Source organism: Streptomyces sp. NPDC045998, assembly GCF_056430285.1.
Genome location: NZ_JBWKLJ010000009.1, coordinates 200,814 through 224,993 on the forward strand (window position 1 = coordinate 200,814; position 24,180 = coordinate 224,993).

The 24,180-nt window shown below is 72.9% G+C and carries 16 protein-coding genes; 6 read left to right on the plus strand and 10 right to left on the minus strand.

Features of this window, described 5'->3' with window-relative positions:
- Positions 1-96: 96 nt before the first annotated feature.
- A complete protein-coding gene (locus AC07FJ_RS25985) occupies positions 97-633 on the plus strand; it encodes a thermonuclease family protein (RefSeq protein ID WP_479051711.1) in 537 nt (178 codons plus the stop codon).
- 6 nt (positions 634-639) lie between these two features.
- Here the strand turns inward: AC07FJ_RS25985 and AC07FJ_RS25990 are convergent, their stop codons facing one another.
- The 4 genes from AC07FJ_RS25990 to AC07FJ_RS26005 all read right to left on the minus strand — a co-directional run bounded on the left by AC07FJ_RS25990 (position 640) and on the right by AC07FJ_RS26005 (position 5,995).
- Positions 640-1,128, minus strand: a complete 489-nt coding sequence (locus tag AC07FJ_RS25990) for a glutathione peroxidase (protein WP_479051712.1) — start codon at positions 1,126-1,128, stop codon at positions 640-642.
- A gap of 95 nt (positions 1,129-1,223) precedes the next feature.
- Complete coding sequence (locus AC07FJ_RS25995; protein WP_479051713.1) at positions 1,224-2,309, minus strand: hypothetical protein; 1,086 nt, start codon at positions 2,307-2,309, stop codon at positions 1,224-1,226.
- A 234-nt stretch (positions 2,310-2,543) separates the two neighbouring features.
- The gene (locus tag AC07FJ_RS26000; RefSeq protein ID WP_468291609.1) at positions 2,544-3,410 is read right to left on the minus strand and encodes an acyl-CoA thioesterase; all 867 of its coding nucleotides are present in this window, start codon (positions 3,408-3,410) and stop codon (positions 2,544-2,546) included.
- Positions 3,411-3,421: 11 nt separating this feature from the next.
- Positions 3,422-5,995, minus strand: coding sequence for a DEAD/DEAH box helicase (locus AC07FJ_RS26005; protein ID WP_479051714.1), 2,574 nt, complete (start codon positions 5,993-5,995; stop codon positions 3,422-3,424).
- Positions 5,996-6,059: 64 nt separating this feature from the next.
- Here AC07FJ_RS26005 and AC07FJ_RS26010 point away from each other — a divergent pair, with 64 nt between their 5' ends.
- Positions 6,060-6,851: a metal-dependent hydrolase gene (locus AC07FJ_RS26010; RefSeq protein WP_361420286.1), complete on the plus strand. Its 792-nt coding sequence runs from the start codon at positions 6,060-6,062 to the stop codon at positions 6,849-6,851.
- A 68-nt stretch (positions 6,852-6,919) separates the two neighbouring features.
- A complete protein-coding gene (locus tag AC07FJ_RS26015) occupies positions 6,920-8,869 on the plus strand; it encodes a flavin monoamine oxidase family protein (RefSeq protein WP_479051716.1) in 1,950 nt (649 codons plus the stop codon).
- A gap of 63 nt (positions 8,870-8,932) precedes the next feature.
- On the opposite strand, the gene AC07FJ_RS26020 is transcribed toward AC07FJ_RS26015, so the two are convergent.
- On the minus strand, positions 8,933-10,714 hold the full coding sequence (locus AC07FJ_RS26020) for an ABC transporter ATP-binding protein (RefSeq protein WP_479051717.1): 1,782 nt from the start codon (positions 10,712-10,714) through the stop codon (positions 8,933-8,935).
- Positions 10,711-12,513, minus strand: a complete 1,803-nt coding sequence (locus AC07FJ_RS26025) for an ABC transporter transmembrane domain-containing protein (RefSeq protein ID WP_479051718.1) — start codon at positions 12,511-12,513, stop codon at positions 10,711-10,713. Before AC07FJ_RS26025 ends, AC07FJ_RS26020 begins: the two co-directional genes overlap by 4 nt.
- A 161-nt stretch (positions 12,514-12,674) precedes the next feature.
- On the opposite strand from AC07FJ_RS26025, the gene AC07FJ_RS26030 reads away from it, so the two are divergent.
- Positions 12,675-14,309, plus strand: coding sequence for a peptide-N4-asparagine amidase (locus AC07FJ_RS26030; RefSeq protein ID WP_479051719.1), 1,635 nt, complete (start codon positions 12,675-12,677; stop codon positions 14,307-14,309).
- Positions 14,310-14,530: 221 nt separating this feature from the next.
- On the opposite strand, the gene AC07FJ_RS26035 is transcribed toward AC07FJ_RS26030, so the two are convergent.
- The 3 genes from AC07FJ_RS26035 to AC07FJ_RS26045 form a co-directional block, all read right to left on the minus strand.
- Positions 14,531-15,943 (minus strand): Gfo/Idh/MocA family protein, encoded by a 1,413-nt coding sequence (locus tag AC07FJ_RS26035; RefSeq protein ID WP_479051720.1) that lies wholly within the window; start codon positions 15,941-15,943, stop codon positions 14,531-14,533.
- A gap of 174 nt (positions 15,944-16,117) precedes the next feature.
- Entirely contained in the window at positions 16,118-19,048 is a 2,931-nt protein-coding gene (locus AC07FJ_RS26040; protein ID WP_479051721.1) for an FAD-binding and (Fe-S)-binding domain-containing protein, read from the minus strand.
- Positions 19,049-19,078: 30 nt separating this feature from the next.
- Positions 19,079-19,531: a MarR family winged helix-turn-helix transcriptional regulator gene (locus tag AC07FJ_RS26045; RefSeq protein ID WP_355365265.1), complete on the minus strand. Its 453-nt coding sequence runs from the start codon at positions 19,529-19,531 to the stop codon at positions 19,079-19,081.
- A gap of 441 nt (positions 19,532-19,972) precedes the next feature.
- On the opposite strand from AC07FJ_RS26045, the gene AC07FJ_RS26050 reads away from it, so the two are divergent.
- Together AC07FJ_RS26050 and mltG are read left to right on the plus strand one after the other, a co-directional pair.
- Entirely contained in the window at positions 19,973-21,781 is a 1,809-nt protein-coding gene (locus AC07FJ_RS26050) for an ABC transporter ATP-binding protein (RefSeq protein WP_479051722.1), read from the plus strand.
- Between the two features lie 380 nt (positions 21,782-22,161).
- Positions 22,162-23,022 carry an endolytic transglycosylase MltG gene (gene mltG, locus AC07FJ_RS26055; protein ID WP_479051723.1) on the plus strand — a complete coding sequence of 287 codons (861 nt, stop codon included), beginning with the start codon at positions 22,162-22,164 and terminating at the stop codon, positions 23,020-23,022.
- A gap of 3 nt (positions 23,023-23,025) precedes the next feature.
- Here mltG and AC07FJ_RS26060 read toward each other — a convergent pair whose 3' ends face one another.
- Positions 23,026-24,165, minus strand: coding sequence for an NAD(P)-binding domain-containing protein (locus AC07FJ_RS26060; protein WP_479051724.1), 1,140 nt, complete (start codon positions 24,163-24,165; stop codon positions 23,026-23,028).
- Positions 24,166-24,180: the final 15 nt, after the last annotated feature.

Sequence of the window (24,180 nt, forward strand, 5' to 3'; positions counted from 1 at the left end):
GAGAAGTCAATGGTCTTGCGCCACAACGTCGAGGTCGCCCGGCCTCCGCCACGGTGCTGTACTGGGAGGACGGAAACCCCGCTGAGAGGGGGCGTCATGCACCGCTCCTCGCCCCGCAGCCGGACCACCGCCGTCCTGGCCGCGGCCGTATCCGTCCTGGGCCTCGCCACCGCCGCCCCCACCGCGGCGCAGCCCGGCAACCCCGAGCCCAGGCAGCGCGGACCGGTCGTCCTGCGCGTCATCGACGGCGACACCGTCGAGGTACGCGGCGACGGCCGCGTCATCCCCGACGGCGAGATCGCGCGCGTACGCCTGCTGGAGATCGACACCCCCGAGCGCGGCGAGTGCTACAGCCGCCAGGCCACGGCGCGCACCGCCGAACTGCTCCCCATCGGCAGCAGACTGCGCACGGAACGCGACATCGAGCTCAAGGACCGCTTCGACCGGTACCTGCTCTACGTGTGGAACGAGAAGGACGTCTTCGTCAACGAGTCCCTCGTCCGCAGCGGCCACGCCACCAAGGTGCTGTTCGAACCCAACGACAAGTACTGGCCCACGATGACCAGGGCCGAACAAGCCGCCCGCCAGGCCGGCGCCGGCCTGTGGTCCGCCTGCCCGGCCCCGGCCCGCTGACGCGCGTCAGGCCGCCGGCAGCGCCGCCTCGATCGCCGCGACCAGCTCCGGCGCCTCCGGCTCGGTGCGCGGACGGAACCGGCTGACCTCGCCGCCCGGGGCGACGAGGAACTTCTCGAAGTTCCACTGCACGTCGCCCGCCGCGCCGTCCGCGTCCGCCGCCTTCGTCAGCTGGACGTACAGCGGGTGCCGTCCGTCCCCGTTGACGTCCGACTTCTCCAGCAGTGGGAACGTCACCCCGTACGTCGCCGAGCAGAAGGTCGCGATCTCCTCCGCCGTGCCCGGCTCCTGGCCCGCGAACTGGTTGCACGGCACGCCCAGCACCGTGAACCCCCGGCCGGCGTACCGCTGCTGCAGCCGCTCCAGCCCCTCGTACTGCGGCGTCAGACCGCACTTGGACGCGACGTTGACGATCAGCACCGCCTTGTCCTTGTACTCGGCGAGGCTCGTCGGCTCGCCGGACAGGGTGCGCAGCGGGATGTCGTACAGGGACATGGGGGGCTCCTCGCAGGGGAGAGCGGGCACGGTACGGACGGACTCCATGAAAGCAGGCCGGCCGCCGCCGCCCCGCCCCGGCCCGGTCGCCCGGGTCACGTCGTCCAGTCGGCGAGGCGGAAGACGCCGAGCATGTCGTGGGAGCGCGGGTCGGCGTCGGCGAACGGATAGAAGGACGCCTCCACGCCGACCCAGCCGCGGAAGGTGCCCGCGTCGTCGATGATCTGCAGTATCGGCTTCACGTGCGAGTTGCCCGTGTAGCAGGCCCGGCCCTGCTCCAGGGCGAGGCAGGTGCACCAGTGCCACAGGGTGTCCCGCCGGTCCTGGGGGGACAGTGACTGCAGGTAGTACTGGATGGAGGTGACGTTCGCCGGGGTGCCGCCGCCGTAGTCCGGGCAGCCGCCGGTCGCCTGGCAGGCGCGGGTGGACGTCGGCTGCAGCAGCGTCAGGCACCAGGTCGTCCGCACGCAGGTCTGGAACGACCGGTGCTGGAACAGGCCGCTCGCGGGGTCGACCCGGTCGTGGGCCCACGTCAGTGCCTGGAGGTGGAGCGGGGCCGGGTGGTCCCGCACGGCCGTCATCGCCTGACGGGCCGTCAACGGCGCGTTGCTGCCGTAGCCGTATCCGGCCGTGGCGTCGCTGGCGTACAGGAAGGACAGCCGGGCCAGTGCCGATGTGGTCTCCACCGCCCATTTCTCCGTGCTGGGCGGGGTGGTGTCCCAGAAGATCCACAGGACGGACGTCGGCCGGCCCTCGACCGTCTCCGTCTCCAGCTGGTACCGGCCCGAGCCCAGGTCGGTGGGCTCGGCGGCGAAGCCGCCCGCCGTCTGGATCTCACAGGTGCGGACCAGCGTGGCGGTGGTGGAGAGGGAGGTGGTGGAGCACGATTCGTCGGGCACGGTCCCGGTGCCGACCCGGGCGCGCGGCTCGGTGTGTTCCCACCGGTGCATGCGGGCGGCGACCGTGCCGTCGGCGGTGTCGAAGGAGTAGGTGCCCAGCCGCACCTGGTTGGCACGGGAGCCCGCGGTCATGTGGCCGACGGCGACGACGAAGTTCGCCTTGCCGCCGGGGAGTTGCTGGGCGGCCTGCGCGGGGGCGGCGGACGCCGGCAGCGCGAGGAACGCGAGAGGCACGAGGGAGGCGAAGAGCGCGAGCAAGAGGACACGGAGTCTGCGCGGCATGACCTGCACGATCCAGAGCGGGGGAGGGGGGAAGGACCCGGGGCCGGCCGAGGGAGCGCTCGGCTCGGCCCACTGCGTCCATGGCCCCGATACTGCCGCATGTGATCGTTTCGCCCGCGCATCACGCGTCGTGTCGGCCCTCGAACACCCGCCGTTCCGGAACCCGTCGTTCCCGAACCCGCCGCTCTCGCAGCCGTCGTCATCCAAGGTCCGAGCCGACGGGGGCCGCGGCGCTCAGTGCCGCCTGAACAGCCCTTCCTGCACCACCGACACCAGCAGCCGCCCCTCGCGGTCGTAGATCCGCCCGCGCGCCAGGCCCCGGCCGCCCGTCGCGATCGGGGACTCCTGGTCGTACAGGAACCACTCGTCCGTGCGGAACGGCCGGTGGAACCACATCGCGTGGTCCAGCGACGCCATGTCGAAGCCGCGCGGCCCCCACAGCGGCTCGACGGGGATGCGCACCGCGTCGAGCAGGGTCATGTCGGAGGCGTACGTCAGCGCGCAGGTGTGCACCAGCGGGTCGTCGCCCAGCGGGCCCACCGCGCGCATCCACACCGCGCTGCGCGGGTCCGCCTCCTTGACCTCCTCCTGCGTCCAGCGCAGCCGGTCCACGTACCGGATGTCGAAGGGCTGGCGCCGCGCCATTCTCTCCAGCGCCTCCGGCAGCGCCCCCAGGTGCTCGCGGATCTCGTCGGCGACCGACGGCAGGGACTCCGGCGGCGGGAAGTCCAGCCGCGGCGGCAGCTGGTGCTCGAAGCCCGCCTCCTCCGGCTGGTGGAAGGAGGCCGTCAGATTGAAGATCGTCTTACCGCGCTGGATCGCGGTGACCCGGCGCGTGGTGAACGACCGCCCGTCCCGGACCCGTTCGACCTGGTACACGATCGGCAGGCCCGGGATGCCCGGCCGCAGGAAGTACGCGTGCAGCGAGTGCACCGGCCGGTCGCCCTCCGTGGTGCGGCCGGCCGCGACCAGGGCCTGGCCGGCGACCTGGCCGCCGAAGACCCGCTGCAGGGACTCCTGCGGGCTCGCGCCGCGGAAGATGTTCACCTCGATCTGCTCCAGGTCGAGCAGGTCGACGAGTCGCTCGGCGGGGTTGGTCATACGGGGTCCTCCTACAGCTGGCCGACGTCGGTGACGCGGACGACCGCGCGGCCCTCCTCGTCCGAGGCCGCCAGGTCCACCTCCGCGCTGATGCCCCAGTCATGGTCGCCCTTGGGGTCCGCGAAGGTCTGCCGGACGCGCCACAGGCCGTGCGCCGGGTCCTCCTCGATCGAGAGCAGCTTGGGACCGCGCGCGTCGGGACCGGTGCCGAGCTCGTCGTACTCCTCCCAGTACGCGTCCATCGCCCGCTCCCAGGCCTCCGCGTCCCAGCCGGACTCGGCGTCGAGCTCGCCGAGTTCGTAGAAGCGGTCCAGCGCCGCCAGCTCCACGCGGCGGAACAGCGCGTTGCGCACGAGCACCCGGAAGGCGCGGGAGTTGGCCGTGACCGGCTTGACCTGGTCGGCCTTCTCCTGGGCCTCCTCGGCGGTCTCCACCTCCGGGTTGGCCAGCTGCTCCCACTCGTCGAGCAGCGAGGAGTCCACCTGCCGCACCATCTCGCCGAGCCAGGCGATCAGGTCCTCCAGGTCCTCCGTCTTCAGGTCGTCCGGGATGGTGTGGTCCAGGGCCTTGTACGCCGACGCCAGGTAGCGCAGCACGATGCCCTCGGTGCGCGCCAGCTCGTAGTGGGACGTGAACTCGGTGAAGGACAGCGCCCGCTCGTACATGTCCCGGATGACGGACTTCGGCGAGACGGGGTGGTCGCCGACCCACGGGTGGGACTTCTTGTACGTGTTGTACGCGTGCCACAGCAGCTCTTCGAGCGGCTTCGGGTACGAGATGTCCTGGAGCCGCTCCATCCGCTCCTCGTACTCGACGCCGTCCGCCTTCATCGCGCCGACCGCCTCGCCGCGCGCCTTGTTCTGCTGGGCGGCGAGGATCTGACGCGGGTCGTCCAGCGTCGACTCGACCACCGACACCATGTCGAGGGCGTACGACGGGGACTCCGGGTCCAGCAGCTCGAACGCCGCCAGCGCGAAGGTGGACAGCGGCTGGTTGAGCGCGAAGTCCTGCTGGAGGTCGACGGTGAGCCGGATCGTGCGGCCCTCGGCGTCCGGCTTGTCGAGCTGCTCGACGACCCCGCCGTCCAGCAGCGAGCGGTAGATCGCGATGGCACGGCGGATGTGCCGCAGCTGGTTCCTGCGCGGCTCGTGGTTGTCCTCCAGCAGGCGGCGCATCGCCTGGAAGGCGTCGCCGGGGCGGGCGATCACCGAGAGCAGCATGGTGTGCGTCACCCGGAAGCGTGAGGTCAGCGGCTCCGGCTCGGAGGCGATCAGCTTCTCGAAGGTGTTCTCGGTCCAGCCGACGAAGCCCTCCGGTGCCTTCTTGCGGACCACCTTGCGACGCTTCTTCGGGTCGTCGCCCGCCTTCGCGAGCGCCTTCTCGTTCTCGATGACGTGCTCGGGCGCCTGCGCGACCACGAACCCGGCCGTGTCGAAGCCCGCGCGCCCCGCCCGGCCCGCGATCTGGTGGAACTCGCGGGCGCGCAGCGTGCGCACGCGGGTGCCGTCGTACTTGGTGAGCGCCGTGAACAGCACGGTGCGGATCGGCACGTTGACGCCGACGCCGAGGGTGTCCGTACCGCAGATCACCTTCAGCAGCCCCGCCTGCGCCAGCTTCTCCACGAGGCGCCGGTACTTCGGCAGCATGCCCGCGTGGTGCACACCGATGCCGTGCCGGACGTACCGCGAGAGGTTCTTGCCGAACTTGGTGGTGAAGCGGAAGTTGCCGATCAGCTCGGCGATCTTGTCCTTCTCCTCGCGCGAGCACATGTTGATGCTCATCAGCGACTGCGCCCGCTCGACGGCCTGCGCCTGCGTGAAGTGCACGATGTAGACCGGCGCCTGCTTGGTCTCCAGCAGCTCGGTCAGCGTCTCCGTGATGGGCGTGATCCGGTACTCGTACGACAGCGGGACCGGCCGCGTCGCCGAGCGGACCACCGAGGTCGGGCGGCCGGTGCGGCGGGTCAGGTCCTTCTCGAACATCGAGACGTCGCCGAGGGTGGCCGACATCAGGACGAACTGCGCCTGCGGCAGTTCCAGGAGCGGGATCTGCCACGCCCAGCCCCGGTCCGGCTCGGCGTAGAAGTGGAACTCGTCCATCACGACCTGGCCGATGTCGGCGTCCTTGCCGTCGCGCAGCGCGATCGACGCCAGCACCTCGGCCGTGCAGCAGATCACGGGAGCGTCGGCGTTCACGGACGCGTCGCCGGTGAGCATGCCGACGTTCTCGGTGCCGAAGAGCTTGCACAGGTCGAAGAACTTCTCCGACACCAGCGCCTTGATCGGCGCGGTGTAGAAGGTCACCTGGTCGTTCGCGAGCGCGGTGAAGTGCGCACCCGCCGCGACCAGGCTCTTTCCGGATCCGGTGGGGGTGGAGAGGATCACGTTCGCCCCCGAGACCACCTCGATCAGCGCCTCTTCCTGGGCCGGGTAGAGCGTGATGCCCTGGCCCTCGGCCCATGACGAGAAGGCCTCGAAGAGGGCATCGGGGTCGGCGTCGGGCGGCAGCTGATCGATAAGGGTCACGCCCCCATCTTGCCTGGCGGACCCCCCGGAGTGGGAACCGGCCACCGGTACGAAGATCACAGAGCGATACCCTGTCCCGTCAACGGGGGCGCACGACAGATCCACACGGGGCGGGGAAACGCACATGATGGGACCGGCACACTCACTCTCCGGCGCGGCCGCGTGGCTGGGGGTGGGGGCCGCGACCGCCGCGGCCGGGCATCCGATGCCCTGGCCGGTGCTCGTCGTCGGCGCCCTGATCTGCGCCGGAGCGGCCCTCGCGCCCGACCTCGACCACAAGTCGGCGACCATCTCGCGCGCCTTCGGCCCGATCTCGCGCGGGCTGTGCGAGATCGTCGACAAGCTGTCGTACGCCGTCTACAAGGCCACCAAGACGCGGGCCGACGCCCGCCGCAGCGGCGGCCACCGCACCCTCACGCACACCTGGGTGTGGGCGGTGCTCTGCGGCGCGGGGGCGTCCGCGCTGGCCGTCACCTGCGACCGCTGGGCCGTCCTCGCCATCCTCTTCGTCCACCTGGTGCTCGCCGTCGAGGGCCTGCTGTGGCGGGCCGCCCGCATGTCCAGCGACGTCCTGGTGTGGCTGCTGGGCGCCACCAGCGCCTGGATCCTCGCGGGCATCCTGGACAAGCCCGGCTACGGTTCGAACTGGCTCTTCACGGAGCCCGGCATGGACTACCTGTGGCTGGGCCTGCCCATCGTGCTCGGCGCCCTCGTCCACGACATCGGCGACGCCCTGACCGTCTCGGGCTGCCCGATCCTGTGGCCGATCCCCGTCAAGGGCAAGCGCTGGTACGCGCTGGGGCCGCCGAAGGGGATGCGGTTCCGCGCGGGCAGCTGGGTGGAGCTCAAGGTGCTGATGCCGGCGTTCATGCTGCTGGGCGGGGTGGGCGGCGCGTCGGCGCTGAACTTCATCTGATCGTCCCGTTCGGGTGAACCGGGTGCGAAGCCCCTTCGCGGAGTCTCAAGATCCGCTTTCTTCTGATCATGGATTCCCCACACCTGACACGCCGTCAGCTGACCGCCGCCGCCTCCACGGCCGCCGCCGCCACCCTGCTCCCCGCCTCACCCGCCACGGCCGCGCCGGTCACCCCGGCCGTCCAGGCGCCGGCGGCCGCGCCCCGCTCCACCGCCGACCGGCAGACCTGCCTCGCCGTCGCCCGCGCCCTCCTCGTACTCGACGAGGACGACAAGCCCCTGGTCCCGCGGTACGAGAAGATCCTGCTCGGTGACGGACTGCCCAAGGGTGCGTCGCGCCGCAAGAAGGTGCTGGTCCTCGGCGCCGGACCGGCCGGCATGGTCGCGGCCCACCTGCTCAAGCGCGCCGGCCACCACGTCACCGTCATCGAGGCCAACGGCAACCGCGCCGGCGGCCGCATCAAGACCTTCCGCACCGGCGGCCACGAGAACGCCGCCCAGGCCTTCGCCGATCCGAAGCAGTACGCCGAGGCCGGCGCCATGCGCATCCCCGGCAGCCACCCCCTCGTCATCGGACTGATCGACCGGCTCGGCATCGAGCGGCGGCCCTTCCGCTACGTCGACACCGACCCGGGCGGCACACCCCGCTACCGCACCTGGATCAGCGTCAACGGCATCAGGGCCCGCCGCGCCGACTACGCCAAGGACCCCCGGGCGATCAACCGCTCCTTCGGGGTACCGAAGAAGTACGAGGACGTCCCGGCGGCCGTCATCGTGCGCCGAGCCCTCGACCCCGTGCGCGACGAGTACAGCACGCTGCGCCCCGACGGCACCCGGGCCGACAAGCCGATGCCGGAGCTGCTCGAGGGCTGGGCCCGGGTCGTCCAGCGGTTCGGCGACTGGTCGATGTACCGGTTCCTGACCGAGTACGCGGGGCTCGACACCCGCACCATCGACCTCATCGGAACCCTGGAGAACATGACCTCCAGGCTGCCGCTCTCCTTCCTGCACAGCTTCATCAGCCAGGCGCTGATCAGCCCCGGCACCGCCTTCTACGAGCTGGACGGCGGCACCGCCGTCCTCGCCGACGCGCTCCTGGAGCGGGTCCGCGACGACGTCCGCTTCGACCGCCGCGTCACCCGGATCGAGACCCGGGACGAGGGGGAGCGCGTGGCCGTCGACACGGTCTCCGAAGGCCGGGGCGGCACGGTGGTCCACGAGCGGTTCACCGGGGACGCGGCGATCGTCACCATCCCCTTCTCGGGCTTCCGGCACGTCCAGGTCTCGCCCCCGCTGTCGTACGCCAAACGCCGCGCCATCACCGAGGTGCACTACGACAGCGCCACCAAGGTGCTCCTCGAATTCAGCCGCCGCTGGTGGGAGTTCGACGAGGGCGACTGGCGACGCGAACTGGACGCCATGGAGCCCGGGCTGTACGACCGGTACCGCAAGGGCCAGGTGGCGCAGGACGGGCGGCTGCTCGGCGCGCACCCCTCCGTCCCCCGGGGGCACCTCTCCGAGGACCAGCGCACGCACTACGCGGCGAACGCCTGGGTCTCCCGCGACCAGCCCGAGGCGGCCGGGGTCATCGGCGGCGGGTCGGTGACCGACAACCCGAACCGCTTCATGTTCAACCCCTCCCACCCCGTCCCCGGCAGCGCCGGCGGGGTCGTCCTCGCCTCCTACAGCTGGGCGGACGACGCCAGGCGCTGGGACGCCTACGACGACGAGGCCCGCTACGCGCTCGCCCTGCGCGGCATGCAGGAGGTGTACGGGCAGCGGCTGGAGGTCTTCTTCACCGGCGTCGGCCGCACCCAGAGCTGGCAGCGCGACCCGTACGCCTACGGTGAGGCGTCCGTCCTGCTGCCCGGCCAGCACACCGAGATCCTGCTGGACATGCGCACCCAGGAGGGCCCGCTGCACTTCGCCGGCTGCCACACCTCGGTCAAGCCGGCCTGGATCGAAGGCGCCCTGGAGTCGGCCGTCCGCGCGGCCCTGGAGGTCCACGGCGCCCACTGACCGGTGGGGCCCGGGGCCCGGTTCGGTCCCGGGCCCCGCTTCGCATCGGCCGCATCGGCCGTGTCAGCCGTGCCAGGAGCGCCACAGCGCCGCGTACGCCCCGTCCGCCGCGACCAGCTCGTCATGGCTGCCGAACTCGCTGATCCGGCCGTCCTCGACGACCGCGATCACGTCCGCGTCGTGCGCCGTGTGCAGCCGGTGCGCGATGGCCACCACCGTCCGCCCGTCCAGCACCCGCGCCAGCGACCGCTCCAGGTGCCGGGCCGCGCGCGGGTCCAGCAGCGACGTCGCCTCGTCCAGCACCAGGGTGTGCGGGTCGGCCAGCACCAGGCGGGCCAGCGCGATCTGCTGGGCCTGCGCCGGGGTCAGGGCCAGCCCGCCGGAGCCGACCTCGGTGTCCAGGCCGTCCGCCAGGGCCCGCGCCCACGCCTCCGCGTCGACCGCCGCCAGCGCCGCCCACAGCTCCGCGTCCCGCGCCTCCGTCCGCGCGAGCCGCAGGTTGTCCCGGAGCGTGCCGACGAAGACGTGGTGCTCCTGGTTGACCAGCGCCACGTGCTCGCGGACCCGCTCGGCGGGCATCCGCGACAGCTCCGCCGCCCCCAGCGTGACGCGCCCCGCGCGCGGGGCGTAGATCCCCGCGAGCAGCCGGCCCAGCGTGGACTTGCCCGCGCCCGACGGGCCGACCAGGGCGAGGCGCGTGCCCGGTGCGACGTCCATCGACACCCGGTGCAGCACGTCCACACCGTCCCGGTACCCGAAGCGCACGTCGTCCGCCCGCACCGCGCGCCCGTCGGGCCGTACGGCCGGGTCCCCGGCGTGCGGCTCGACCTCGCGCACGCCCACCAGCCGGGCCAGCGACACCTGCGCGACCTGGAGCTCGTCGTACCAGCGCAGGATGATCCCGACCGGCTCCACCAGCATCTGCGCCAGCAACGCGCCCGTCGTCAGCCGGCCCACGTCCAGCCAGCCGCGCAGCACGAAGAACCCGCCGATCAGCAGCACCGAGGCGAGGATCGTGGTGTGCGTGACGCTGATCACCGGGAAGATCACGGACCGCAGGAAGAGCGTGTACCGCTCCCACGCCGTCCACTCCCGGATGCGCCGGTCGGACAGCGCGATCCGCCGCGCGCCCAGCCGGTGCGCCTCGACCGTGCGGCCCGCGTCGACCGTCTCGGCGAGCACCCCGGCGACCGCCGCGTACCCCGCCGCCTCCGAGCGGTACGCCGACGGCGCCCGCCGGAAGTACCAGCGGCAGCCCGCGATCAGCAGTGGCGCCGCCACCAGGATCGCGAGCGCCAGCGGCGGGGCCGTCACCGCGAGCCCGGCGATCAGCAGCCCGGCCCACACCACGCCGATGGCCAGCTGCGGGACCGCCTCGCGCATGGCGTTGGCGAGCCGGTCGATGTCGGTGGTGATCCGGGACAGCAGGTCGCCGGTCCCCGCCCGCTCCAGCACGCCGGGCGGCAGCCCCACCGACCGTACGAGGAAGTCCTCGCGCAGATCGGCCAGCATCTCCTCGCCCAGCATCGCCCCGCGCAGCCGCACCAGCCGCACGAACACCGTCTGCACCACCAGCGCGACCACGAACACCGCGACGGTGACCGGCAGATGGAGCTCACGCGTACCGGCGGCGAGCCGCTCCACCAGCGAACCGAGCAGGTACGGGCCGGCCATCGAGGCGATGACCGCGACCGCGTTGACGGCGACGAGCACCGCGAACGCCGTCCGGTGGCGGCGCAGCAGCTCCGCCACGTACGCGCGGACCGTCGCGGCGCCGCCCACCGGCAGCGTCGTCGCGGTCTCGGGAGCCGCCGGGTCGTACGCCGGCGGCGCCATGCCGATCATGCCTTCTCCTCCACATCCACCAGCGCGTGTCCGGGCGCGGCCACGGGCGGTACGTCGTCGGTCTCGCGGGTGACGACCGCGCGGTACCGGGGCTCCGTGCGCAGCAGCTCTCGGTGCGTGCCCACCGCGACCGCCGCGCCCTCGTGGACCAGCACCACCCGGTCCGCCCGGTCCAGCAGCAGCGGGGACGACGCCAGCACCACCGTCGTACGCCCGGCGCGCAGCCGCGCGATCCCCGCCGCGACCCGCGCCTCGGTGTGCGAGTCCACCGCCGACGTCGGCTCGTCCAGCACCAGCACGTCGGGGTCGGTGACCAGCGAACGGGCCAGCGCCAGCCGCTGGCGCTGCCCACCGGAGAGCGACCGGCCGCGCTCGGTGATCCGCGTCCGCATCGGATCGCCGTCCGCGCCTACCGACGCCTGCGCGAGCGCGTCCAGCACGTCACCGCACTCCGCCGCCGCCAGCGCCTCCCCGGCGCTCACCGCTCCCGACGACGGCACGTCCAGCAGCTCCCGCAGGGTGCCGGAGAGCAGCACCGGGTCCTTGTCCTGGACGAGGACGAGGGCGCGCGCCCGGTTGAGCGGCAGCTCGTCCAGCGGGACCCCGCCGAGCAGCACCGAGGCATGGCCGTCGGTCTCCTCGGCCGGATGCCCCCCGAGCCGGTCGGCCAGCCGCCCGGCGGCGTCCGGATCGCCGCACACCACGGCGGTGAACAGCCCCTCGGGCGCGCGCAGCCCGGTCACCGGGTCGTAGAGATCGCCACTCGGTGAAGGCCCGGCGCCGTGGGCGCCGGTGACCGTCGTCGTACGCGTCAGGGACAGCACGCGCGCCGCGCGTTTCGCGGAGGGCCGCGAGAAGGCGAACGCCATCGCGATCTCCTCCACCGTCCGCAGCGGGTAGTGGGTGAGGGTCACCGCGGCGTAGACGGTGACCAGTTCACCGACCGCGATCCGCCCGTCGAGGGCCAGCCGCGCGCCGTACAGCACCACACCGATCAGCAGCAGTCCCGGCAGCAGTACCTGGACCGCCGCGATCAGCGCCCACATGCGGGCGCTGCGCACCGCCGCCTTCCGGACCTCCTGGGACGCCTCGCGGTAGCGGCCGAGGAACAGCTCCTCGCCGCCGATGCCGCGCAGGACGCGGAGGCCCGCGACCGTGTCCGACGCCAGCTCGGTGGCGCGGCCGGCCTTCTCGCGCTGGACGTCCGCCCGCCGGGTGGCGCGCGGCAGCAGCGGCAGCGGCGCCAGCGCCAGCAGCGGGATGCCGATGGCCACGACGACGCCGAGCGCGGGCGCGTAGAAGACCAGGCCGACGCAGACCGCGACCAGCGTGAGCGCCGACGCGCCGAACCGCGACAGGACCTCCACGAACCAGCCGATCTTCTCGACGTCGCCGGTGGACACGGCGACGACCTCGCCGGCGGCGACGCGGCGGGTCAGCACCGCGCCGAGCTCGGCGGTCTTCCGGGACAGCAGCTGCTGCACCCGGGCGGCAGCGGTGATCCAGTTGGTGACGGCGGCGCGGTGCTGCAGGGTGTCGCCCACCGCGATGGCCGCGCCGAGCAGCGCCAGCAGCGCGCCCGCGAGCGCGAGCCGGTCCGCGGACCCGTCCACGACCGCCTGGACCGCGAGGCCCACGCCGATCGGGAGTCCGGCGATGCCGAGCTGGAGCACCAGGCCCCAGGCCAGGGACGCGAGCTGGCCGCCCAGCTGGTTGCGGCCCAGCCAGACGAGGAAACGCGTGCCCGACCTCACGTCGGGGTCACCTGGATCGGCGTACGGAAGGTTCTGGATCTGCATGACGTCCCAGGGATCTCGCGACGGGCGGCGGGGAAACCGTGCAAGGTTCGCCGTCCGGACCCGGGGTCGGCAATCGATTTTCCGGCAGGACGGTACGAAACGCGCCAAGGTCCACCGGGCTGTCTGGCGCACTCCCGTGACGGGCGCTTCACTCGCGGCCCATGAGACAACGGACAGTCATGAGCATGCTCAGCCTCACGGTCCGCGGCACCCTGCTGGCCGTCACGGCGGCGCTGCTCCCCTCCGCCCTCGCCCCCGCGGCCGCGAGTGCCGCGGAACAGCCGCAACCCCCCGCCGAGTTCGGGACCGACTGGCACGATCCCGTCACCGCCGCCCCGCCGGTCCCGCGCCCCACCGGCGTCCGCTCCTGCGAAGTGACGCTCGCCAAGGCGCAGTTCCGCGACTTCACCCCGTACCGGGGCGCCTACACGCCCCCGAAGGGCTGCGGCGACCGCTGGAGCGCGGTGGTCCTGCGGCTCGACGGCAGCGTGAAGGGACGGCAGTACGACCGCCTCGGCCACCTCACCGTCGGCGGCGTCGAGGTCTTCCGGACCTCCACCCCGCAGCCCTCCCCGGACGGCATCACCTGGTCGGTGGAGAAGGACATCACCCGTTACAGCGACACCCTGCGCCGCCCGGGCCCCGTCGAGATGCTCATCGGGAACGTCGTGAACGACACGTACACCGGCGTCCTCGACGTCACGGTGACGCTCACCTTCTACGCGCGCCCCGCCTACGGCCCCGGCACCTCCACCGACGTCCCCGACCGGGTGATCCCGCTCGACACCCCGTCACCCGCGCTGCCGCGCAACTCCGAACGGATCCTCGCCGAGGTGTACGCCACCGGCTCCGGCGGCGGCTGCGAGGAGTACTGGTACCTGGCCGTGCCGGAGGCCGCCCCCTACTCCTGCAAGGCCGCCGAAGGCCCGCACCGCGAGGTCCGCATCAGCGTCGACGGACGCCTCGCGGGCATCGCCGCCCCCTTCCCCACGGTCTGGACGGGCGGCTGGTCCAACCCCTTCCTCTGGTACGTCACCCCCGCGCCGCGCGCCTTCGACGTCAAGCCCGTCGTGTACGACCTGACGCCGTTCGCCGCGCTGCTGAACGACGGACGGCCGCACCGGATCGAGGTCACCGTCGCCGGGGTGCCCGCCGGCGCGCCCGGCTGGTCCACGCCCACCAACCTCCTGCTCTGGCAGGACGAAGGACGCGAGGTCGTCACCGGCGCGCTCACCCGCCACGACACCGGTGCGCCCGCCAACACCACGGCGTACACACCGGGCCGGGAGCACCGCCTCGCCACCGAGGCTGCGCACCGGCTCGACATCGCCGGGTACCTCGACACCTCGCACGGCCGCGTCGCCACCACCGTCACCCGGTCCCTCGCCCACACCTCCGTGCACCGCTGGACCGACGGCGAGACCACCGACGCGCTGACGGCCGGGTGGACGGACGACGAGACCGTCACCAGCGGCCGGACGGTCACCCGCACCCACCGCACGTACACCATGGACGGCGAGACGACGCTCGGCGCCGGCGACCGGCTGCGCACCGTCCTCACGCTCGGGGACCGCGCCGACACCCTCGTCCTGCGCGGCGGCGAGCGGACGGCCTGGACGCGCCTCGACGACACGTACACGGGCGACGCGACGTACACCGCCAACGTGCCGCGCGACCAGCGGCACGCGGTGGGCACCACCACCGAGCGCTACCGGCTGCACGGCTCGGCGGGCTGCTACGACCGCACCCTGACCGCCGTCCAGGGCACGCTGACGGTGGACCGCCGCCGCTGCTGACGCCTCGGGGGCGCGGGGGGGGGGGGGGGGGGGAGGGGGGGAGGAGCCCCCCCCCCCCCCCCCCGCCGGGGACACGGTGGGGGGGGGGGGTCTCCGGGGGGGGGTGTGGGAAACCCGCATTGGTCCATTGAGGGGGGGACGGTGGGGGGGACCTGTCTCGTGGGGTTGGTTTGGGGGGGGGGGGGGTTGGTTTTTTTCCCCCCGCCCCCCCCCCCCCCACCTCACTCCGGCTTGACCGAATCCATCCCGGAGCGGGGCTTCCTCCACTCGCCCCGCGTGAAGTCGGGGATCTGCTGCGGCGCGCCCTTCGCCTTGATCGAAGCGTGACTGAGCGGCACGGGCGCCGTCCAGGTCGCCCCGTCGTACACGTCGAAGTCCGGGACCAGCCCGAGCCTCATGCACTGCATGAGGCGGAAGACCATGAGGTAGTCCATGCCGCCGTGCCCGCCGGGCGGATTGGCGTGCTCCTTCCACAGCCAGTGGTCGAACTCCGCCGCGTACGCCGAGAAGTCGCCCCACTGGTGGCCCTTGTGGTCCGGCTCGACGTAGATCCGCGCCGGGTAGTCCTCGAAGACGCCCTTCGTCCCGCCCAGGCTGTTGATCCGGCTGTACGGATGCGGTGTCGACACGTCGTGCTCCAGCCGGATCACCCGGCCCCTCGCCGTCGTCACCATGCTGATCGTGCGGTCGCTGCCGACGTACGTCTCCTTCCAGCTCGGGTCACCGGGCGGCATGTTCGCCTCCCGGTACTCGGCCAGCCCCAGCGCCGGCGTACCGAAGCTGCTGATGCTGACGACCCGGTCGCCCCGGTTCACGTCCATGTAGTTGGCCACCGGCCCGAAGCCGTGGTTCGGGTACAGATCACCGCGCAGCCGCGTGTGCCACAGCCTGCGCCACGGGCCTTCGTAGTACGTGGGCGAGAACATCAGCTCCCGCAGGTCGTGGTTGTACGCGCCCGCGCCGTGCAGCAACTCACCGAACACGCCGGCGTGCGCCATGCGCAGCACCCGCATCTCGTTCCTGCCGTAACAGCAGTTCTCCAACTGCATGCAGTGGCGGCGGGTCCGCTCCGATAGGTCCACCAGCGCCCACAGCTCGTCCAGGCGCATCGCGAGGGGGCACTCGACGCCGACGTGCTTGCCCGCCAGCATCGCCGCCTTCGCCATCTCGAAGTGCGAGTCCCACGGGGTCGCCACATAGACGAAGTCGACGTCCCCGCGCGCACAGAGGTTGGCGTAGTCGTCCTCGCCCTTGGCGTAGACGGCGGGGGACGGCTGACCGGCCTTCACCACCTTGGCGGCCGCCTGCTCGGCCTTCGCCCTGACCGGGTCGCACACCGCCACCACCCGTACGCCGGGGAGGGCGAGGAACAGGTCGATCATGCTGCCGCCGCGGTTGCCGAGGCCGATGATCCCGACCCGTACGGTCGACCGCCGCTCGAAGGGCACGCCCGCCATGGTGCTGCCCTGGCGCCGGGGCGCGGGTACGTCCCCGGGTGTGTCGGCCGCGGCGGTGCCGCCGAGTGCGCCGAGCCCCAGCCCGGCGGCCCCCGCCACCCCCGCCACGCCCGCCGTGGTCCGCAGGACGGAGCGACGGCTGGGCGAGTCCTGGTTCCCGGGTGCTGCGTCGTTCATCGAACCTCCCGTAGCTACGTGATGTGCGCGGATGGGTTCATGAATCCCGGGAAGGACCCTGGCGGTCGTGGCTCAGGGTGCGCAAGAGCGCGGATTGGACTCTTGGGACGAGCCCATGGACTCTCGTGCGCTCTCGCGGGCTCTCGCGGTTCTTCGTGGAGGCGCGGGGCCGGTTCAGGGGCGGGTCGCCCGCTCCAGCTCCTGGAGCGCCGAGTGGTAGCGGCGGCCCGTGGCGTGGTCCATGCCGATCTCGCACATGCGGTTGGCCGAGAGGTACGCGTCGAAGGGGCGGGCCGTCACCTCGGCCGCCTCGCGGGCCGTCGCCGACTCCGTCAGCTCGGGGTGCAGCATGCCGCGGTCGCCCGCGAAGGCGCAACAGCCGGCGTCGTCCGGTACGTACACCTCCTCGGCACAGGCCGCCGCGAGCGCGGTCAGCCGGTCCTGGTCGCCGAGGTGGAGCATCGCGCAGGTGGGGTGGACCACGGCGGAGCCCGCCCGGCGGCGTACCTCCAGGTGCGGCAGCAGCTCGTCGGCGGCCCACACGACCGAGTCGAGGACCGTCAGCTCGCCGTGCAGCGCCCGGTTGCGGTCGGTGAGGTACGGCACCACGTCCCGGGCGAGGCCCAGGGTGCAGGAGGACGCGTCGACGACGAGCGGCAGGCGGCCTCCGGCGGTCCAGCCCCAGGCGGCCTCCACGACGCGGTTCGCCATCACGCGGGCGCCCTCCTCGTACCCCTTGGAGTGCCAGATCGTGGCGCAGCAGGTGCCCGCCACGTCGTCCGGGACCCACACGGGCCGCCCGGCCCGCGCGGACAGCGCGACGACGGCCTGGGGGAGGGGGAGGGGCGGGTCCTCGAAGCCGTCGGGCTCGCCGAAGATCCGGTTCACACAGGCCGGGTAGTAGACGGCGGCCGCGCCGGTCCGTTCCGTACGCGGGAGACGGGCGCGGGCCGCGCCGGGGACCTCCGGCAGCCACTCGGGGACCAGGTCGGGCCGGATGACGCGGCGCGCCAGGCCCGTCACCGACGCGGTCAGCCGGTCGCCGGCCGCGTCCGCGGCCGACAGGGCGAGCCGGGCCGCCGCCTCCACCCCCTTGAAGTTGCGGGCGGCGAGCGCCGCCACCCGCTCCTCGCGCGGGGAGTGCCGCTCGTGCCGCAACCGCTTCATCAGGGCGCCGGTGTCGATGCCCACGGGGCAGGCGAGCTCGCAGAGCGAGTCGCCCGCGCACGTGTCCACGGCGTCGTAGCCGTACGCCGCCGCCAGGCCGTCCTCGACCGGTGAGCCGGGGCTCTGCCGCATCATCTCGCGCCGCAGCACGATCCGCTGGCGGGGAGTGGTCGTCAGGTCGGCGCTGGGGCAGGCCGGTTCGCAGAAGCCGCACTCGATGCACGGGTCGGCGAGCGCCTCCACCGCCGGGATCGTCTTCAGGCCGCGCAGATGGGCGCGCGGGTCGCGGTCCAGGACGACCCGCGGCGCGAGCACCCCCTCCGGGTCGATCGCCCGCTTCGTACGCCACATCAGCTCGGTGGCCACCGGCCCCCACTCCCGCTCCAGGAAGGGGGCGATGTTGCGTCCGGTGGCGTGCTCGGCCTTGAGGGAGCCGTCGAACCGCTCGACCGTCAGGGTGCAGAAGGCGTCCATGAAGGCGGCGTAGCGGTCGGTGTCGGCCGGGTCGGCCGCGTCGAAGGCCAGCAGGAAGTGCAAGTTGCCGTGGGCGGCGTGGCCCGCGACGGCCGCCTCGAAGCCGTGCTCCCGCTGGAGCGCGAGGAGCGCCTCGCACGCCTCGGCGAGGCGTGCCGGGGGGACGGCGAAGTCCTCGGTGATCAGGGTCGTACCGGGCGGGCGGGAGCCGCCGACCGCCGTGACGAACGCCTTGCGCGCCTTCCAGTACCCGCCGATGGCCGCCGGGTCCCGGGTGAACCGGTTGGTCACCGACGCGACCGGCGCCACCAGCTCCAGACCCGCCAGCACCCGATCGGCGGCCCGCTCGTACGCCCCCAGCGTCGCCCGGTCGGGCGCCCGGAACTCCACCAGCAGCGCGGTGGTCTCCCCGGGCAGCTCCGCCCAGTCGGCGGGCACCCCCGCCACGCTGACGGAGGCCCGCATGGCGTTGCCGTCCATCAGCTCGACGGCGACCGCGCCGGCCTCGGTGAACCGCGGCACGGCGGCCGCGGCGGCGGGCAGGGACGGGAAGAACAGCAGCGCGGTGGAGACCTCACGGTCCAGCGGCAGCGTGTCGAAGACGACCTCGGAGATGAAGCCGAAGGTGCCCTGGGACCCCACCATCAGCCCGCGCAGGATCTCGACGGGTGTCGAGCCGTCCAGGAAGGCGTCCAGCCGGTAGCCGTTGGTGTTCTTCAGCCGGTGTTTGGCGCGGATCCGGGCCGTCAGCTCCGTGTCGGCCTCGATCTCCGCCTTCAGCGCGAGGAGCTCCTGGCACAGCTCGGGCTCGGCGCGTGCCAGTTTCTCGTCGGCGTCCGGGTCGCCGGTGTCGACGACCGTCCCGGACGGCAGGACGACGGTGAGCGAGGAGACCGTGCGGTACGAGTTCCGCTCGGTACCGGCGGTCATGCCGGAGGCGTTGTTCGCCACGACGCCGCCGACGGTGCAGGCGGCGGCGCTCGCCGGGTCGGGACCGAGCACCCGGCCGTACCGAGCGAGGGTGGCGTTGGCCCGGGCGACGACGGTGCCGGGCCGGATGCGGGCGCGGGCGCCGCCGTCGAGCACCTCGACGCCCGCCCAGTGCTTGCGCACGTCGACCAGGATGTCCTCGCCCTGCGCCTGGCCGTTGAGGCTGGTGCCGGCGGCCCGGAAGACCACCTCGCGGCCCTTGTCGTGGGCGTACGCCAGGAGGGCGGCGATGTCGTCGGTGGTCTCGGCGACCACGACGATCTGCGGCACGAAGCGGTAGGGGCTGGCGTCCGACGCGTACCGCACGAGGTCGGAGACGCGCCACAGCACCTTGTCGGGGCCCAGGAGGGCGAGCAGCTCGTCCCGCAGCCGCCCGGGCGAACCGTGCGCCACCAGATCCGGTACGCGGTCGGGGGACGGTGTCCGCCGCACGCCGGGGCGCAGCCTGTCCGGGTTCGGCTCCAGCAACGGCATGTCACGGTCCCCTCGACGTCGGGCCTCGTCTCAGCAGCGCCGCCGCTCCGGCACCCCGTCGACGAGGGCGGACAGCAGGCCGCCGAGCACCTCGCGCTGTTCGGCGGTCAACGGAGCCAGGATGTCCTCTGCGGCCGCCCGGCGCGCGCTGCGCAGCCGCCGCAGCGTGTCCCGGCCGGTGTCGGTGAGCTCGATCCGTATCACCCGGCGGTTGTCCGGATCGGGGACGCGCCGGACCCGGCCGCTCGCCTCCAGGCCGTCGACCAGACTCGTCACGGCCCGGGGCACGACCTCCAGCCGGGCCGCGAGGTCCGCCATGCGGGGCGGGCGGTCGTAGTGCGCGACGATCCGCAGCAGCCGGGACTGGGCCGGGGTGATGGCGACGTCGGCCGACTCGAGCTGGCGCTGCTGGCTGCGGTGGAGCCGGCGGGTCAGGCGCAGCAGCTGCTCGGCCAGCAGGCCGTCGGCGTCGGGGGAGTTCATGACGGAAGACTATCAGGACTACGCTCATTGTGAAGGTAGGTAACAATGAGCTAAGCTCTGAATCGTTCGTGGTGTCGTCGCCTCGTTCGGCGCTTCGTTCGGCGCTTCGTTCGTCGCTTCGTTCGTCGCTTCGTTCGTCGCTTCGTTCGTTGTTCCGTTCGTCGCGTCGTCGGTCGCGCCGCGAAGGGACACCCGCGACGCGGGTGTGCCTGACACGGGCGCACCGGCGTCCCTGTCGTCCGCGTGGGCGCCACCCACGTGGCCGTCCGGGCGCGCGTGCCCGCGGACGCACGTGCTCACGTACACGCGTGGCACGGACACGGTGTCGCGCGGCTTCGCGCGTCACCCACCCGTACGTCGCCGACGTGCGCGTCACCCACCCGCGCGTCACCCATCCGCGCGCCCGCCGAGCCCGGCGGCGCGCCCAGCCCGAAGGAGCCCATGCGCATCCACGCCGAGTCCACCTGGACGCCACCGGCCCCCGATCCGGAACAACCGCCGGCCGAGATCCGGCGCATCCTCCGGCTCTTCCGCCCCTACCGCGCCCGGCTCGCCGTCGTCGGGCTGCTCGTCGCGGCCTCGTCGCTCGTCTCCGTCGCCTCGCCGTTCCTCCTCCGCGAGATCCTCGACACCGCCATCCCGCAGGGCCGCACCGGACTGCTCACGCTGCTCGCGTTCGGCATGATCCTCACCGCCGTGGTGACCAGCGTCTTCGGCGTACTCCAGACGCTGATCTCGACGACGGTCGGTCAGCGCGTCATGCACGACCTGCGCACCGCCGTCTACGCCCAGCTCCAGCGCATGCCGCTCGCCTTCTTCACGCGCACGCGCACCGGCGAGGTCCAGTCCCGGATCGCCAACGACATCGGCGGCATGCAGGCCACCGTCACCTCCACCGCCACCTCCCTCGTCTCCAACCTCACCTCCGTCGTGGCCACCGTCGTCGCGATGCTCGCGCTGGACTGGCGGCTCACCGTCGTCTCCCTGCTGCTGCTTCCGCTGTTCGTGTGGATCAGCCGCCGCGTCGGCCGCGAGCGCAAGGCGATCACCACCCAGCGGCAGAAGCAGATGGCCGCGATGGCCGCCACGGTCACCGAGTCGCTCTCCGTCAGCGGCATCCTGCTCGGCCGCACCATGGGCCGCGCGGACTCCCTCACCCGCTCCTTCGCCGCCGAGTCCGAGCGGCTCGTCGACCTCGAAGTGCGCTCCTCCATGGCCGGACGGTGGCGGATGTCCACCATCGGCATCGTCATGGCCGCCATGCCCGCGCTGCTCTACTGGGCCGCAGGACTCGCGCTCCAGGCCGGCGGCGCCGCCCTCTCCATCGGCACGCTCGTCGCCTTCGTTTCGCTCCAGCAGGGCCTGTTCCGGCCCGCCGTCAGCCTGCTCTCCACGGGCGTCGAGATCCAGACCTCCCTCGCGCTCTTCCAGCGCATCTTCGAGTACCTCGACCTGCCGGTCGACATCACCGAGCCGGAGAAGCCGGTCCGCCTCGACACGATCCGCGGCGAGGTCCGCTTCGAAGACGTCGACTTCCGGTACGACGAGAAGAGCGGCGAGACGCTCCACGGCATCGACATCACCGTCCCGGCGGGCGGCAGCCTCGCCGTCGTCGGCCCCACCGGCTCCGGCAAGTCCACGCTCAGCTACCTGGTGCCCCGGCTCTACGACGTCACCGGCGGCCGCGTCACCCTCGACGGCGTCGACGTACGCGACCTGGACTTCGACAGCCTCGCCCGGGCCGTCGGCGTCGTCTCCCAGGAGACCTACCTCTTCCACGCGTCCGTCGCCGACAACCTGCGCTTCGCCCGGCCCGACGCCACCGACGAGGAGATCCAGGCAGCCGCACGAGCGGCCCAGATCCACGACCACATCGCCTCTCTGCCGGACGGGTACGACACCCTCGTCGGCGAGCGCGGCTACCGCTTCTCCGGCGGCGAGAAACAGCGCCTCGCCATCGCCCGCACCATCCTGCGCGACCCGCCGGTCCTCATCCTCGACGAGGCGACCAGCGCCCTCGACACCGGCACCGAACACGCGGTGCAGCAGGCGATCGACGCGCTCTCCGCCGGCCGCACCACCATCACCATCGCGCACCGGCTCTCCACCATCCGGGACGCCGACGAAATCGTCGTCCTCGACGCCGGCCGCATCACCGAACGCGGCACCCACGACCACCTCCTCGCCCTGGACGGCCGGTACGCCGCGCTCGTCCGCGGCGACGCGGAACTCGCTCCCGCGACTCCCTGAAGAGCTCCCGGCCGGCACACGGAAGCGCCGCCGCTCCCGTGGGACGGGGGAGCGACGGCGCCGGGTCGAGCGATCGTCAGACGAGCCAGCCCACGAAGTGGATGAAACCGGCCAGCAGATCGGTGAGCACGTTCATGATGGTGCGTTCTCCTTGTGCTTCGTGCATGTGTGGGACGACGCAACCGAGGTCTGCAGCCCGTCGCTTGCGCACCGTAAGCATCATGCGCCGCAGCCGCGTTCCGCCCGGAAACCGGATGCGATCACACGTTCAGGCGAACATCCGATCCCGTGTTCGCGTGTTCAGGGCCGACTCGGTGGTCGACGTGTCGGGGCGCGGCCGGCTGCCGGATTCGGCGTACGGCCCGGGTTAGCGTGCCCGCATGGTGAACGAGTCCCCGCAGGGCACGCCCCGGCGCCGGTCCCGGATGACCCGCCGGGGCAAGCTGTCCCTCGCCGCAGGCCTGGTGGTCGCCACGGCCGCCGCGGTGCTGGTGCCGTTGCTGCTGCTCAGGGGGGAGGCCCCGGCCCCACCGCCGCCCGAGAAGCCGAGGATGCTCCTCATCCCCGAGGGCTGGCGGGCCACCCAGGTGTACGCCGCCGTCGACAAGGCGCTCAAAGCTCCGCCTGGCACCACGCGGAAGGTCGCCGAGAGCGGCAGGCTCAAGCTGCCGGCCGACGCGCAGGGCAACCCCGAGGGGTTCCTCTTCCCGGCCACGTACCCCGTGTACAAGAAGACGACCGCGCGCGGCCTGCTGGACTACATGGTGCGCACCGCCCACGAACGGTTCGGCGCCGACCGCGTCAGCGCGGGCGCGCAGCGCAACGGCGTGAGCCTCTACCAGACGCTGACCATCGCCAGCATCGTGCAGGCCGAGGCCGACACCGTGGAGGACATGGGCAAGGTGGCGCGAGTGATCTACAACCGGCTCGCCCAGGGCATGGCCCTCCAGATGGACTCCACCCTCAACTACGCGCTGGGCCGCTCCACCCTCGACACGTCGCACGCGGACACCCGGATGGAGAGCCCGTACAACACCTACAACCGCCAGGGCCTCCCGCCCACCCCCATCGACAACCCGGGCGAGCAGGCGATGGACGCGGCGATCAATCCGCCCCCCGGCGACTGGCTGTACTTCGTGACCGTCCGCTCCGGTGACACGCGCTTCACCGCCGACTACGCCGAGCACCAGCGGAACGTGCAGGAGTTCAACGAGGTCCGGAGGACAGCGGCGGCGAGCTGACGCTCACGCGGAGACCCGGTCGGGCGCGCGGCCCGGGACGGCGCGTGGCGCCGGCACCCGCATGGGTGCGCGCTCGCCGGAGCGTTCCAGCAGGCGCCCGATGTCCCGCACGGCGGCCCGCCCGGCCCGGTTGGCGCCGATGGTCGACGCCGACGGCCCGTACCCGACCAAGTGCACGCGCTCGTCGCGTACCGCACGGGTGCCCTCCAGTCGGATGCCGCCACCCGGCTCACGCAGCCGCAGCGGCGCGAGATGGTCGATGGCGGCCCGGAAACCGGTCGCCCACAGAATGACGTCCGCGTCGACCGTCCGCCCGTCCTCCCAGGCCACGCCCGTCGGCGTGATCCGGTCGAACATCGGCAACCGGTCCAGGACCCCGCGTTCCCGGGCCCGCCGGACGGCGTCGGTCACCGGCAGCCCCGTCACGCTGACCACGCTCTGCGGCGGCAGCCCGCGCCGTACCCGCTCCTCCACCAGCGCGACCGCCGCCCGGCCCTCCGCCTCGCCGAACGGACCCTCGCGCCACACCGGCTCCCGGCGCGTCACCCAGGTCGTCTCCGCCGCGACGTCCGCGATCTCCATCAGGTGCTGCGTGCCGGACGCCCCGCCGCCCACCACGATCACCCGCAGACCCGCGAACCCCTCCGGCCCCGGGTAGTCCGCGGTGTGCAGCTGCCGCCCCCGGAAGGTCTCCTGGCCGGGGTAGCGCGGCCAGAAGGGCCGGTCCCAGGTCCCGGTCGCGTTGATCAGGGCGCGCGTCGCGTACGTCACCTCCGAGGTCTCGACCAGCAGCAGGCCGCCCTCGCCGCCGTCCCGCACCGCCGTCACCTCGACCGGGCGGCGCACGCGCAGGTCGAACCTCTCCTCGTACCGCGCGAAGTACCCGCCGATCACCTCCGACGACGGACGCCCGTCATCGGCGCCGGTCAGCTCCATGCCGGGCAGCTGGTGCATCCCGTGCACCTTGCCGTACGTCAGCGAGGGCCAGCGGAACTGCCACGCGCCGCCGGGGCGCGGAGCGTGATCCAGGACGACGAAGTCCCGGCCCGGCTCCAGCCCGGTGCGGCGCAGGTGGTAGGCGGCGGAGAGCCCGGCCTGCCCCGCGCCGACGACGACCACGTCGTACACCCGGAAATCGTTCACCCTTCCACTAACCAA

Bases quoted from the DNA above. Each gene is read 5' to 3' on its own strand.
- AC07FJ_RS26025 (WP_479051718.1), bottom strand. From the start codon at position 12,513: ATGCAGATCCAGAACCTTCCGTACGCCGATCCAGGTGACCCCGACGTG.
- AC07FJ_RS26020 (WP_479051717.1), bottom strand. From the start codon at position 10,714: ATGATCGGCATGGCGCCGCCGGCGTACGACCCGGCGGCTCCCGAGACC.
- AC07FJ_RS26050 (WP_479051722.1), top strand. From the start codon at position 19,973: ATGCGCATCCACGCCGAGTCCACCTGGACGCCACCGGCCCCCGATCCG.
- AC07FJ_RS25990 (WP_479051712.1), bottom strand. From the start codon at position 1,128: ATGTCCCTGTACGACATCCCGCTGCGCACCCTGTCCGGCGAGCCGACG.
- AC07FJ_RS26015 (WP_479051716.1), top strand. From the start codon at position 6,920: ATGGATTCCCCACACCTGACACGCCGTCAGCTGACCGCCGCCGCCTCC.
- AC07FJ_RS26045 (WP_355365265.1), bottom strand. From the start codon at position 19,531: ATGAACTCCCCCGACGCCGACGGCCTGCTGGCCGAGCAGCTGCTGCGC.
- AC07FJ_RS26030 (WP_479051719.1), top strand. From the start codon at position 12,675: ATGAGACAACGGACAGTCATGAGCATGCTCAGCCTCACGGTCCGCGGC.
- AC07FJ_RS26010 (WP_361420286.1), top strand. From the start codon at position 6,060: ATGATGGGACCGGCACACTCACTCTCCGGCGCGGCCGCGTGGCTGGGG.
- AC07FJ_RS25985 (WP_479051711.1), top strand. From the start codon at position 97: ATGCACCGCTCCTCGCCCCGCAGCCGGACCACCGCCGTCCTGGCCGCG.
- mltG (WP_479051723.1), top strand. From the start codon at position 22,162: ATGGTGAACGAGTCCCCGCAGGGCACGCCCCGGCGCCGGTCCCGGATG.
- AC07FJ_RS26035 (WP_479051720.1), bottom strand. From the start codon at position 15,943: ATGAACGACGCAGCACCCGGGAACCAGGACTCGCCCAGCCGTCGCTCC.
- AC07FJ_RS25995 (WP_479051713.1), bottom strand. From the start codon at position 2,309: ATGCCGCGCAGACTCCGTGTCCTCTTGCTCGCGCTCTTCGCCTCCCTC.
- AC07FJ_RS26000 (WP_468291609.1), bottom strand. From the start codon at position 3,410: ATGACCAACCCCGCCGAGCGACTCGTCGACCTGCTCGACCTGGAGCAG.
- AC07FJ_RS26040 (WP_479051721.1), bottom strand. From the start codon at position 19,048: ATGCCGTTGCTGGAGCCGAACCCGGACAGGCTGCGCCCCGGCGTGCGG.